Source organism: Microbacterium sp. ABRD28 (assembly GCF_003850245.1).
Taxonomy (GTDB): Bacteria; Actinomycetota; Actinomycetes; order Actinomycetales; family Microbacteriaceae; genus Microbacterium.
This window is the reverse complement of the sequence record NZ_CP031015.1, coordinates 2,834,944-2,847,028: the sequence shown is the minus strand read 5'-3', so window position 1 is coordinate 2,847,028 and position 12,085 is coordinate 2,834,944. Positions and strand designations below refer to the sequence as shown.

The 12,085-nt window shown below is 69.6% G+C and carries 15 protein-coding genes; 10 read left to right on the top strand and 5 right to left on the bottom strand.

What is annotated here, in order from left to right; all coding sequences use genetic code 11:
* Positions 1 to 41: 41 nt before the first annotated feature.
* Positions 42 to 602 (bottom strand): peptide-methionine (S)-S-oxide reductase MsrA, encoded by a 561-nt coding sequence (gene msrA / locus DT073_RS13735; RefSeq protein ID WP_124293897.1) that lies wholly within the window; start codon positions 600 to 602, stop codon positions 42 to 44.
* Positions 599 to 1,066, bottom strand: coding sequence for a peptide-methionine (R)-S-oxide reductase MsrB (gene msrB, locus DT073_RS13730; protein WP_124293896.1), 468 nt, complete (start codon positions 1,064 to 1,066; stop codon positions 599 to 601). The genes msrA and msrB overlap by 4 nt, the downstream gene beginning before the upstream one ends.
* Before the next feature lie 190 nt (positions 1,067 to 1,256).
* Between msrB and DT073_RS13725 the strand changes: the two genes are divergently transcribed.
* Entirely contained in the window at positions 1,257 to 1,751 is a 495-nt protein-coding gene (locus DT073_RS13725; protein WP_124293895.1) for a pyridoxamine 5'-phosphate oxidase family protein, read from the top strand.
* Positions 1,748 to 2,959, top strand: a complete 1,212-nt coding sequence (locus tag DT073_RS13720; RefSeq protein WP_502697154.1) for an NAD(P)/FAD-dependent oxidoreductase — start codon at positions 1,748 to 1,750, stop codon at positions 2,957 to 2,959. The genes DT073_RS13725 and DT073_RS13720 overlap by 4 nt, the downstream gene beginning before the upstream one ends.
* A gap of 1 nt (position 2,960) precedes the next feature.
* Here DT073_RS13720 and DT073_RS13715 read toward each other — a convergent pair whose 3' ends face one another.
* The gene (locus tag DT073_RS13715; RefSeq protein ID WP_124293894.1) at positions 2,961 to 3,545 is read right to left on the bottom strand and encodes a helix-turn-helix domain-containing protein; all 585 of its coding nucleotides are present in this window, start codon (positions 3,543 to 3,545) and stop codon (positions 2,961 to 2,963) included.
* Between the two features lie 93 nt (positions 3,546 to 3,638).
* Here DT073_RS13715 and speB point away from each other — a divergent pair, with 93 nt between their 5' ends.
* From speB to DT073_RS13695, 4 genes are read left to right on the top strand one after another with little or no spacing between them, the layout of a single operon-like run.
* Complete coding sequence (speB, locus tag DT073_RS13710) at positions 3,639 to 4,604, top strand: agmatinase (RefSeq protein WP_124293893.1); 966 nt, start codon at positions 3,639 to 3,641, stop codon at positions 4,602 to 4,604.
* Positions 4,601 to 4,990 carry a nuclear transport factor 2 family protein gene (locus DT073_RS13705; protein ID WP_124293892.1) on the top strand — a complete coding sequence of 130 codons (390 nt, stop codon included), beginning with the start codon at positions 4,601 to 4,603 and terminating at the stop codon, positions 4,988 to 4,990. The genes speB and DT073_RS13705 overlap by 4 nt, the downstream gene beginning before the upstream one ends.
* Before the next feature lie 31 nt (positions 4,991 to 5,021).
* The gene (locus DT073_RS13700; protein ID WP_124293891.1) at positions 5,022 to 6,398 is read left to right on the top strand and encodes a purine-cytosine permease family protein; all 1,377 of its coding nucleotides are present in this window, start codon (positions 5,022 to 5,024) and stop codon (positions 6,396 to 6,398) included.
* A 6-nt stretch (positions 6,399 to 6,404) separates the two neighbouring features.
* Positions 6,405 to 7,034 carry a cyclase family protein gene (locus DT073_RS13695; protein ID WP_124293890.1) on the top strand — a complete coding sequence of 210 codons (630 nt, stop codon included), beginning with the start codon at positions 6,405 to 6,407 and terminating at the stop codon, positions 7,032 to 7,034.
* A 1-nt stretch (position 7,035) separates the two neighbouring features.
* Here DT073_RS13695 and DT073_RS13690 read toward each other — a convergent pair whose 3' ends face one another.
* A complete protein-coding gene (locus tag DT073_RS13690; protein WP_124293889.1) occupies positions 7,036 to 7,437 on the bottom strand; it encodes a glucose-6-phosphate dehydrogenase in 402 nt (133 codons plus the stop codon).
* A 22-nt stretch (positions 7,438 to 7,459) separates the two neighbouring features.
* Positions 7,460 to 7,855, bottom strand: coding sequence for a hypothetical protein (locus DT073_RS13685; protein WP_124293888.1), 396 nt, complete (start codon positions 7,853 to 7,855; stop codon positions 7,460 to 7,462).
* A 55-nt stretch (positions 7,856 to 7,910) separates the two neighbouring features.
* Here DT073_RS13685 and DT073_RS13680 point away from each other — a divergent pair, with 55 nt between their 5' ends.
* The 4 genes from DT073_RS13680 to DT073_RS13665 all read left to right on the top strand — a co-directional run bounded on the left by DT073_RS13680 (position 7,911) and on the right by DT073_RS13665 (position 12,084).
* Positions 7,911 to 8,426, top strand: a complete 516-nt coding sequence (locus DT073_RS13680) for a glycine cleavage system transcriptional repressor (RefSeq protein WP_124293887.1) — start codon at positions 7,911 to 7,913, stop codon at positions 8,424 to 8,426.
* A 74-nt stretch (positions 8,427 to 8,500) separates the two neighbouring features.
* Entirely contained in the window at positions 8,501 to 9,616 is a 1,116-nt protein-coding gene (locus tag DT073_RS13675) for an NADH:flavin oxidoreductase/NADH oxidase (protein WP_124293886.1), read from the top strand.
* A gap of 136 nt (positions 9,617 to 9,752) precedes the next feature.
* Positions 9,753 to 10,337 carry a PadR family transcriptional regulator gene (locus tag DT073_RS13670; RefSeq protein WP_124293885.1) on the top strand — a complete coding sequence of 195 codons (585 nt, stop codon included), beginning with the start codon at positions 9,753 to 9,755 and terminating at the stop codon, positions 10,335 to 10,337.
* Positions 10,338 to 10,374: 37 nt separating this feature from the next.
* Positions 10,375 to 12,084 (top strand): ABC1 kinase family protein, encoded by a 1,710-nt coding sequence (locus DT073_RS13665; RefSeq protein WP_124293884.1) that lies wholly within the window; start codon positions 10,375 to 10,377, stop codon positions 12,082 to 12,084.
* Position 12,085: the final 1 nt, after the last annotated feature.

Below are 12,085 nucleotides of genomic sequence, written 5' to 3'. Positions count from 1 at the left end.
AGCCCTTGACCGCGGGGGCGAAACCTGCGAAGAGCGGCCGGTCAGACCGTCGACGTCGCCTCCGAGCGGCGGGGGAGGACCCACCCTGCGCGCGGGAAGTGGCAGGTGTAGCCGTTCGGGATGCGCAGCAGGTAGTCCTGGTGCTCGGGCTCGGCCTCCCAGAAGGGTCCTGAGGGCTCGATCGTCGTGACGACCTTGCCGGGCCAGAGGCCCGAGGCGTCGACGTCGGCGATGGTGTCGCGCGCGACCCGCTCCTGCTCCGGGGTCAGCGGGAAGATCGCCGAACGGTAGCTGGTGCCGATGTCGTTGCCCTGACGGTTCAGCGTCGACGGGTCGTGGATCTGGAAGAAGAACGCCAGGATGTCGCGATACGTCGTCTGCGAAGGATCGAAGACGATCTCCACCGCCTCGGCGTGGCCGGGGTGGTTGCGGTAGGTGGCGTGATCGTTGCTCCCGCCGGTGTAGCCGACGCGGGTCTGCAGGACCCCGGGCTGCCTGCGGATCAGATCCTCCATGCCCCAGAAGCATCCGCCCGCGAGGACGGCGGTCTCGGTGCCGGGGAGGTGGGTGATCGCTCCGGTGTCGGTGGGTCCACTGGTCATGAGGCGTTCTCCTTCTGGGTGTTCTCGAACAGTCTGCGGTATGCGCCGTACCCCTGGGCCTGCAGGTCCGATGCAGGCACGAAGCGCAGCGCGGCGGAATTCATGCAGTAGCGCAGCCCACCGGCATCCCGCGGTCCATCTCGGAAGACGTGCCCGAGGTGGCTGTCAGCGATCGCCGACCGCACCTCGGTGCGCGGCAGGATCATCTTCCAGTCCGTCTTCGTCGTCACCGCTTCGGGGTCGATGGGGCGCGTGAAGCTCGGCCATCCCGTTCCGCTGTCGAACTTGTCGGTGGAGGAGAACAGCGGTTCTCCCGACACCACGTCGACGTAGATTCCCGGGTCGTGGTTGTTCCAATGGGCGTTGCGGAACGGCGGCTCGGTGCCGTCGCGCTGCGTGACCTGATACTGCAGGTCGGTCAAGGCGCTGATCGCCTCGGGGGTCTTGCGGTACTCGTTCGTCACGATTCCTCCTCACGCGGCTGGCTGCCGCGTCACAGTAAGAGAACCGTCGGCAGGACGGATTTGGTCCCGTGAAGCTGGGAGCCGCCTGCGAATCCGTCGCCACTGGCAGGGTGGTGGCCGCTTGTCAACCGGGGAGCGCCCCCTGTGCCTGGGGGATGGAATGGACGCAGACCTCGACGAAAGGGACGTGATGAACGAGACGGCCACCCCAGAGAACGACGAGCAGGCCAAGCTCCGAGAACTGCTGAAGAAATTCCGCTTCGCGATGGTGACCACGCGTGCTGCGGACGGTTCGCTCCAGGCCCACCCCCTCACAGTTCAGGAGGCGGCATTCGACGGCGACCTGTGGTTCGTGATCGCACGCCATGCGTCTGCCGTGCAGCACGTCCAGGCCGACCCTCGCGTCGGGGTGTCCTTCAGCTCGAACGACGCCTGGCTGTCGCTGTCGGGTCGTGCCGAGGTGGTGACCGACGACGCGAAGCTGCGGGAGCTCTGGAACGCCGGCGTCGAGGCCTGGTTCCCGAACGGTCCCGAGGATCCCGAGATCGTCCTCCTTCGGTTCGACGCCGAGGGAGGGGAGTACTGGGACAGCCCAGGTGGCCGGGTCGCCACCCTCCTGGCCTTCGTGAAGCACAAGGTGACCGGCGAGCGCCTCGAGGGTGAGAACGAGAAGTTCGACCTGTGACACCCATCGCGACGGTGACCCGCCGACACCGGGTCGTGGTGATCGGCGGTGGCAACGGCGGGCTCTCGGTCGCCGGTCGACTCGTCCGGCGCGGAGTCTCCGACATCGCCGTCATCGAGCCCCGCAGCGAGCACGTCTACAAGCCGCTGCTCTCGCACGTCGCGGGCGGGACGGCGCGACTTCACGAGACGCTGCGTCCGCAGGGTGAGGTGACCCCGCGCGGAGTCGCCTGGATCCAGGATGCTGCGAGCGACATCGATCCGGAACGCTCGACGGTGACCCTCGGCAGCGGCGAGGTCATCGGATACGACCACCTCATCGTCAGCGCCGGCGTGCAGCACGACTGGACGCAGGTGCCGGGGTTGTCTGCGGCGCTGACCACTCCGAACGTGGTGTCGAACTACGAGCCCGATCTCGCGGGGAAGGCGAGCGTGGCTCTGCGCGATCTCCGGCGCGGCACCGCGGTCTTCGTCCAGCCACCCGGCCCCGCCTCCTGCGCGGGGGCCGGGCAGAAGCCGATGTACCAGGCGTGCGACTACTGGCGTCGCATCGGCGTGCTCGACGACATCCGCGTCATCCTCGTCCTTCCCACTCCGACGATGTTCGGGATTCCCGAGATCGACGCCGAGCTGGAGCGGGTCGTCGCCCGGTACGGCATCGAGGTGCGCTACTCGACCGAGCTGGCGATCGTCGACGGTGATCAGCGTCACGTCACCCTCGAGTCGCACGGGACGCGGGAGAGGATCGATTACGACGTGCTGGCGGTCGAACCGTCCCAGTCGGCACCCGATTGGCTCAAAGCGACGCCGCTGTCCGCGGAATCCGACCCGGGCGGATTCGTCGCCGTCGACGCCGAGACACTCCGGCACCCCCGATGGCCGAATGTCTGGAGTCTGGGCGATGCCGCGGACACGACGAATTCGAAGTCGGGTGGGGCCCTGCGCAAGCAGAGTTACGTGCTGGCGAAGAACCTCGCCGCCGTGATCGCCGGGCGTCGCCCGACGGCGCGCTACGACGGGTACTCGGTCTGCCCGTTCACCGTCTCCCGCTCGACGGTCGTCTTCGCGGAGTTCGATGATCGCGGGGGGCTCAAGCCGACGATCCCCTTCTGGCGGTCGATGTACCGCGAGAACCGGCTGTCGTGGATCTTCGACCGACGCATCCTCCCCTGGCTGTACTGGCACGCCATCCTGCCGGGTCGGCTCTGACTCAGGCGGAGCCGCTCCAGGGGGCCGGGACGATGACCCAGAGGACGACCGCGGGGGCGCCGCCGTCGACCTCCCATGTGTGGGGTTCGCGGCCCGGGAAGGTCAGGGCGTCGCCCGGCGAGAGCGAGACCGTTCGATCGGCGAACCGCACGGTCATCCGGCCCGTGACGACGTGGACCACCTCGACGTCGCAGTTGATCGTGTAGAGTTCGCGGCCCCCGTGGGCGTCGGCGGCGAGCTCGGATCGCAGCAGCTGTACCCGCTGTTCGGAACGCGGCGAGAGGAGTCGATCGTCGACGTGGACGCCACCGAGATTGACGCGGGGAGCATCGTCCCAGGTCACGCGCTGCACTTCGGGCTCGGCGAACAGCGCACCCATCGGCAGGGACAGCACCTGGCACAGCTGCACGAGCGTCGACACGCTCGGTGAGGTCTCGTCCCGCTCGACACGGCTGAGGAATCCCTTCGACAGGCCGGTGGTCGTGGCCACCTGCGCGAGCGACATGCCCTGCGCAGTGCGAGCGGCGCGCAGCTTCGCGCCGATGGGGGCCACCTTCTCTTCGGCCGCCGGATGGATCGCCCTCACCGCTCCTCCTTCCGCGTCGCTCTTGACGCCGGGCGTGCACGGGCGTAGCGTGCAGCGCAGCAGTTGCGCCCAGCGTACCAAAGGTTTACTAATATGCAACCCTCTTCTTCCTCGACACCGCGTGGCCCGGTGGATGCGAGCGTCGTCCCTCGATTCGCAGGCATCGCCACCTTCGCGCGCCTGCCGACCCTCGACGAGGTCGGACGCGCGGACGTCGCTGTCGTGGGCGTGCCCTTCGACAGCGGGGTCAGCTACCGGCCGGGCGCGCGCTTCGGACCCGCGCATGTGCGCGAGGCCTCGCGACTGCTGCGTCCGTACAACCCCGCCCAGGACGTCTTCCCCTTCGGGGCTCAGCAGGTCGCCGACGCCGGCGACATCGCCGCCAACCCGTTCGACATCGACGCAGCGGTGACCGAGATCGCCGCGGCCGCGAGGAAGCTCGGCGAGCGGGCCACGCGCCTGGTCACGATCGGCGGCGACCACACGATCGCCCTGCCGCTGCTGCGAGCGGTCAGCGAGCGCCACGGCCCGGTCGCCGTCATCCACTTCGATGCGCACCTCGACACCTGGGACACCTACTTCGGCGCGCCGACCACCCACGGCACACCGTTCCGGCGGGCGTCGGAGGAGGGGCTGATCGATCTCACCGCCAGCATGCACGTCGGCATCCGCGGACCGCTGTACGACAAGAGCGACCTCAGCGACGACGAGCGGCTCGGTTTCGCCATCGTGACGACCGACGAGATCGAGCGCGACGGCGTGGCGCGTGCGATCGAGCGGATCCGCACCCGCGTCGCCGGTGCGCCGGTCTATCTGTCGATCGACATCGACGTCCTCGACCCCGCGCACGCCCCCGGTACCGGCACCCCCGAGGCCGGAGGGCTCACCAGCCGCGAGCTCCTCACCATCATCCGCAGTCTCAGCGATCTGCCGATCGTCGGCGCCGACGTCGTCGAGGTCGCACCGGCATACGACCACGCGCAGATCACCGCGGTCGCGGCCAGCCACACCCTCTTTGAGCTGCTCAGCGCGATGGCTCCGAAGGGGGCGAACGCATGAGGACCCCGACGCATGACGAGGTGATCCAGGCCGCGGCCGAGATCGTCGACGCCTACGCCGCCACCGACGGCGGGCGGTACTTCTCCCTGTTCGCGCCCTCGGCGACCTTCCTCTTCCACACCGAGCCGCGGCGGCTCGACGACCGCGCCGCCTACGAGCGGCTCTGGGACTCGTGGATCGGCGAGGGATGGCGCGTCGTGTCGTGCGTCTCGTCCGATCCGCTCGTGCAGCTCCACCCGGGGTTCGCCGTCTTCACCCACACCGTGGACACCACGGTGGCGACCGAAGGCGGTGAGGAGTCCTTCCGCGAGCGCGAGACCATCGTCTTCGCCGTCGAGGACGCACAGCTCGTCGCCGTCCACGAACACCTCTCGCCTCTCAGCTGAGACCCTCCCTCTCCCTCTCCCAAGGAGCCCGATGATGTCGCTCTACACCCGCCTCGATCGCCGTCTGCAGTCCCAGTCCGATGACGCCGGGCCCGTCCGAGGGGACTATTCGCTCGGTCGCATCCTGATGATCTGGCTCGCTGCCAACCTCGTCGTGACCACCCTGCTCACAGGAACGCTGTTCGTTCCCGAGGTCGGCTTCGGCACCGTCATCGGCCTGATCGTCGGGGGAACGATCCTCGGCGCCGCGGTGCTCGTGACGGTGGGTGCGATCGGAACCCGCACGGGACTGCCGACGATGGCGCTCACACGGGGCCCGTTCGGCACGCGCGGCAGCCTTCTCCCGGTGGCCGCCAACGTCGTGATCCTCATGGGGTGGAGCTGGGTGCAGGCGATGCTCGCCGGACTGGCCCTGAACTACATCGTCGCAGCGGTGACGGGGTTCTCCAGCCCCGTGCTCTTCGCCGTGATCTGCCAGACGATCGTCGTCGTCCTCGCGATCTTCGGTCATGCGGGGGTGGCACGGGTGGAGCCGTGGTTCGCAGCGGTCATCCTCGCCATCGCGGTCTACATCTTCGCCGTCGCGTTCGCGACCTTCAGCCCGGCGGAGTTCGCCGCCATCCCGGCTCCTCAGGTGCCGTTCTACACGCCCGGTCTCGTCTTCGACGTGGTGCTCGCCACCGCCATCTCGTGGACGGTGCTCTCAGCCGACTTCAACCGCTTCGCACGCTCGACCCGCGCCGGTGTCATCGGCGCGGGCGTGGGCTACACCCTTTCGACCGTCATCGCGATGTCGCTCGGAGCGACGGCGATCGGATATGTGGTCCTCAGCGGTGGTGAGGCGATCCCGTTCGATCCCGCGACCGTCGTGGAACCCTTCGGCGCCCTGTTCGCGGTGGCCATCTTCCTCTCCGTCATGGCGACGAACACGATGGTGGTCTACGGAATGGTGACCACGGTGGTCAACGCCGTACCGGGGTCACGGTTACGGTTCCTTCCCGCCGCCCTCGCGCTGGGTGTCATCTCGATCATCGGTGCGACGTTCTTCGGGCTGCTGGATCAGTTCACGACCTTCCTCGTGACGATCAGCGCGCTGTTCGCACCGGTCTTCGCGATCATGATCGTCGACTACTACGTCATCAAGCGGGGTGACTACGACGGCGACATCCTCCGGCCGAACGGCGGCCGCTTCTGGTACACCGGGGGTGTCAACCTCCTGGCTGTGGCAGCCTGGGCAGTCGGTGCGGTCCTCGCCTATGTGTGGGCCTACGTCTGGCCGCTGCCGTTCGGAGCGACCGTGCCCGCCTTCGTCGTCACCTTCCTGCTCTACCTTCTGGTCTCCCTTCGCACCCGCCGGAGCGGACCGTTCGCGCCGGAACGCCATCTCGCTGAGAGTCGGATGGACTGAGGCGCCGTGATCCACGATCTCAGCCATGTCGTCTCCGACGGGATGCCGGTGTACCCGGGTGATCCCGAGGTGCACGTCGAGGCCGGGCTGACCATCGCGGCGGACGGGGTCGATGTCGCTCGGCTGACCATGGGTTCGCACACGGGCACGCACGTCGACGCGCCCTCGCACACCGTCCCGGGCGGACGGACGATGGCGTCGGTGGGTCTCGACGAGCTCGTGGGCGACGCCATCGTGTTCCGGGTCCGGGTCGGCGAGGGCGAGACCTACGGCTGGGCCGAACTCGACCCGCGGGGAGATCTGCCGGAGACGCTGCCCTCGATCGCCCTGATCAGCACCGGCTGGGACGCCTTCTTCACCGATGATCGGCGGCGCCTGCGGCATCCGGCCCTCGATCCCGCTGCCGCGCGGATTCTCATCGACCGCGGTGTTCACGTCATCGCCGTCGACACCCTGAGCCCCGACCCGACGGGCGGTGCCGACTTCCCCGTGCACGACGTCGTCCTCGGCTCCGATCACCTCATCGTCGAGAATGTCCGCGGGGTCGCGGCGCTGCCCGATCGCGTGCGCGTGGGGTTCTTCCCGCTGAGGATCTCCGGCGACGGTGCGCCGGTGCGCGCGGTCGCCTTAACCTGAGTCAGGCGATCCGCTCGCCGCACATGCCGCAGATCCCGGTCGCCGACACCTCGATGAAGCAGTCGGGGCACACCGGCCGGGGTTTGTCCTCCACCACCCGGCGTTGCGGCGTCGTCTGCTCGCGCGGCGCACGGGGAGCTCGCGCCTTGCGGACCGGTGCCGGCGCGGCTGGTGGAGGGGGCGTCACAGCCGGCACGTGCGCGGCGCAGTAGAAGCGGACGAACCCCGAGTGATGATTCGGATGACGGTGCTTGACCGCGAAGAGCGCGGTGCGTTCCCACGCCGCCACCTCGGCCGGGCACCCCGAGCAGCGCGCGGGATCGCCGGGAGCGACGTCGGCGGCGGGGACGGGGGTGTCGAACGGGAGGGCGTCTCGCCAGTCCGCTGAGGATGCGACTCTCATCTCGGTGGGCCTCCCGGAGGTGTCATCGGCTGTCGGTGGTCGACGCCGACGCCGCGCTGTTCATCGTAGGCGCCGCGCGGGGCGGGTCGCTCTCGGGGAACGCTGTGGTCACCGACCATTCGGTGACGCTTCGGAGAACGCCGCGCAACGCGATCGCCTCGCGCCTGGCAGCGGCCGGCCCCTCGGTCGCATGGACATCGATCGCCAGCGGCGGGGGCTCACCGAACTTGGGGATCTCGATCTCGATCCACACTCCGTCGCGGAGGGGGATCCGAGGGTGCGCGGTGCCACCGCCGACCACGGTGCTGCCCGTCGCACGCGCGATGATCGCGAGGGCCGCGAGCTTGTCGACCGCGTCGGCGGCGACGAGGGTGGCCACGGCAGGCTCGGCGGCCGACGCATCAGGTGGGGCGGACATGAATCCAGTCAACCAGCCCCCGGCGACGCGTGGCGCGGAGTCGTACGCTGAATCCATGGCGATCCTCGTGCTCACCCTCGTCGGAACCGACCGCGCCGGCCTCGTGGCCGCGGTGGCCGAGGTGATCGACGCCCACGGCGGCAACTGGGAGCACAGCGAGCTGGCAGAGCTCGCCGGGGCCTTCGCCGGCGTCGTGCAGGTGTCGGTGCCCGAGGAGCGACTCGACGACCTGCAGGCGGCTCTGGATGCGGTCCCTGGGCTCGTCACGGTGAGTGTGCCGGGGGAAGGGGGCGGTGCGCCGCACGACACGACGTCGCGCCGCCTGTCTTTCACCGTGCTCGGCAATGATCACCCGGGGATCGTCCACGAGATCTCCGCAGCCCTCGGCTCCCACGGCGTGAGCATCGACCGGATGAGGACCGAGACCCGCGATGCGGCGATGGCCGGCGGTCGCCTGTTCGAGGCGACCGTCTCGGCCGTGGTGCCGCCCTCGGTCGAGGTCGCCGCGGTCATCGCCGACCTCGAGCGGATCGCCGCCGAGCTCCAGGTCGACGTCGCCGCGCGCGACTGAGCGCACCACCACTCCCTTCCCCGGTGGGAATTCCCTGCCGCGCCGGCGGCGTTGCGATCAATGGAGGTACGCCCGTGACATCCCCCCTGTTCAGCCCGCTCACCGTGCGCGGCATCACCCTGGCCAACCGGATCGTGATGGCGCCCATGTGCCAGTACTCCGCCGACCCCGACGGACCCGACGTCGGCGCACCGAACGACTGGCACGTTCAGCACTACGGTTCCCGGTCACTCGGGCGCCCCGGCCTCATCATCGTCGAAGCGACCGCGGTCAGCGCCGAGGGTCGCATCTCGGCCTACGACCTGGGCATCTGGAACGACACGCAGGTGGCCGCACACCGCCGGCTCACCCGGTTCTTCCGCGACAACGGCGTGGCCGCCGGGATCCAGCTCGCCCACGCCGGGCGGAAGGCGAGTTCACCGCGACCGTTCGACGGCCCGTTCGGGAGTGACGAGCCTGCCGCCGACTGGCAGCCGGTCGCCCCGAGCGCCGTGGCGTTCGCGCCCGGCAAGCAGGTTCCGACGGCGCTGGACCGTGCGGGAATCGACGAGGTCATCGGGCAGTTCGCCGCCGCTGCGGAACGTGCGCGTGAGGCCGGCTACGACGTCATCGAGATCCACGCCGCCCACGGGTATCTGCTGCACGAGTTCCTCTCGCCCGTGTCGAACACCCGCACCGACGAGTACGGCGGCTCTTTCGAGAACCGCGTGCGGCTCCTCGAGCAGGTGACGGATGCGGTGCGGCAGGCGGTCGGCGACCAGACGCCGATCTTCGTGAGGATCTCGGCCACCGACTGGGTGGAACCGGCCGGCTGGACGGCGGATGACAGCGTGCGGCTCGCCGGCCTGCTTCGAGAGCGCGGCGTGGACGTCGTGCACGTCTCGACGGGCGGCAACGTCGCCGACGCGCGGATCCCCGTCGGACCGGGGTATCAGGTGCCGTTCTCCCGCCGCATCCGGCAGGAGGCCCAGGTGCTCACGGCGGCCGTGGGTCTGATCCGCGACCCCGAACAGGCCGAGGAGATCCTCGATGCCGGAGACGCCGACCTCGTCGCGCTCGCGCGGGAGTTCCTTCTCGACCCCCTCTGGCCCGTGACCGCCGCGCGCCACCTGGGGGAGGAGTGGTCGCTCGCGCCGCAGTACGAGCGGGCGGAGATCCTCGCGCGACGGGACGCACGCACATCGGTCTGAATCCGGCGGCGCCCCAGGGTGCCCCGGGGCGCCCCGCGCCTGCGAGTTTGCTCCATGCCGACCCTCAGCGATGCATAACGACATATCGTTGAGTATCGCTCGACGTCGCGACCGCGACGGAGCGGAGGAGGTCATCATGAGCAACTCATTCTTCGGCGAAGCATTCTCGGGGCGCGGCGGGTCGGCGTCGGGATGGCCGATGTCGAACATCGCGGAGGCCATGGACCAGTTGCGCTCCGCCTTCGAGAAGGGCGTCGGCAGCGGGTCCGCGCCGCGGATGAACCGAGGCGACGTGCGCACGGCCGTCCTCACCCTTCTGCTGGAGCGCCCCATGCACGGCTACCAGATCATCCAGCTCATCGAGGAACGCAGCGGCGGCAGCTGGAAGCCCAGCGCCGGCTCGGTCTACCCCACGCTCCAGCTCCTCGCTGACGAAGGCCTGATCGAGGCCACGGAAGCGGATGGGCGCAAGACCTACAGCCTGACCGAGGGCGGAATCGCCGAGGCCGAGGCCGCCGCCGAACGCGGAGCGCCCTGGGAGTCCGGCGGGGCGTCGCACCGTGAGTCGCCGCGCATGACGGCTCTCCCTAAGGCTGGTCTCGATCTGGCACAGGCCGCGGCACAGGTGGCGCGCTCCGGCTCGTCGGCTCAGGTGGAAGAGGCTGTCGCCGTCCTCGAGGACGCGCGCCGTAGGCTCTACTCCATCCTCGCCCAGAGCTGATTCGACGCCACTCGTGCGTCGGCGTCCAGGAGAATCGATGACCGACGCCCGACGGATGCGCGCTCGCTACCGCCGCATCACCCGCTTCGCGCTGCGCGTCATGCTGCAGACGTGGTGGTGGGAGCTGTTCCTTCCGAGGTTCGGACTCACCGCCCTCGTGGCGCGCGGGCGCGCGCGGCGGATGCGACGGATCGCCCAGCGCTTCCACGCGCTCGCCGTGGACCTCGGCGGTCTCATGATCAAGGTGGGCCAGTTCCTCTCGTCCCGGCTCGACATCCTGCCGCCCGAGATCACGAAGGAACTGGAGGGCCTGCAGGACGAAGTGCCCCCGGTCGCGTTCGACCGGATCCGTGCGTTGGCCGAGAGCGAGCTCGGCGTGCCGCTCGAGCAGGCTTTCTCGTTCGTCGACCCGCAACCGGTCGCCGCGGCCTCGCTCGGGCAGGCGCACCGGGCGCGGCTGTCGACCGCTGACGCTGAGCTCGCCGGGTTCACCGACGTCGTGGTCAAGGTCCAGCGCCCCGGCATCGACCAGATCGTCGACGTCGACCTGCGGGCGCTGCGCAAAGTCGGCGTGTGGCTCAGCAGGGTGTCGCTGGTCTCGCGGCGGGTGGACATGCCGGAGCTCGTCGAGGAGTTCGCCGAGACGTCGCTGCAGGAGATCGACTACCTGCAGGAGGGCGTCAACGGTGAGCGATTCGCGCGGGATTTCGCCGATGACTCCCGCGTGGCGACGCCCGCGGTCGTGTGGGAGCGATCGACCCGGCGCGTCCTGACGCTCCAGGACGTGACGGCGATCAAGATCAACGACCGCGAGGCGCTCGTCGCCGCGGGGATCGACCCCACCGACGTCGCGTTGGCCTTCGCCTCGGTGATGTTCCAGCAGCTGTTCGGCAACGGCTACTTCCACGCCGACCCGCATCCGGGGAACATCTTCGTCACCCCCTCGGCGAGTGAGCCCGGTACCGCGGAGGAGGGCGGGGCGGAGGGCTGGACGCTCACCTTCATCGATTTCGGGATGATGGGCCAGGTCCCCGATTCGCTTCGCGCCGGGCTTCGGCGCCTCGTGATCGCCGTCGCGGCGCGCGATGGCGTGGGCCTCGTCGACAGCATCCGCGAGGTCGGGGTTCTGCTTCCCTCGGCCGACACCGCCGAGCTCGAGCGAGCCATGACGCAGCTGTTCGCGCGGTTCGGCGGCATGGGGTTCGCCGAGCTCGCCGAGGTCGATCCCCGCGAATTCCGTGACTTCGCGATCGAGTTCGGCGATCTCGTCCGGGCGCTTCCCTTCCAGCTGCCGGAGAACTTCCTCCTGGTCATCCGGGCGATGTCGCTCACCTCCGGTGTGTCGAGTGCGCTCGACCCCGCCTTCAACATCTGGGAGGCCGTCGAGCCGTACGCCGCCACCCTGTTGCGCGAGGAGCGGGGCAACGTCGTGCAGGCCGTCACGCGTCAGGCGGTCGACACCGTGGGGCTCGTCGCGCGCCTCCCGCGCCGGATCGACAAGCTCGCCACCCGTATGGAGGAGGGGCGCCTCGCGGTCGACGCGCCGCGGGTCGACCGTCGCCTCGCGCGGCTCGAGCGCCTCGGGCGTCGCCTTCTCTCGGCGGTGCTGTTCGGTGCCCTCCTCATCGGCGGCATCCTGCTCCGACCCGACGATCCGGTGTTCGGAACGATCCTCCTCATCGCCTCAGTGCCGCCGCTTCTGCATGCGCTCCTGGCGGGCGTCCTCGGTTCCCGCGGACCGGTCTGAT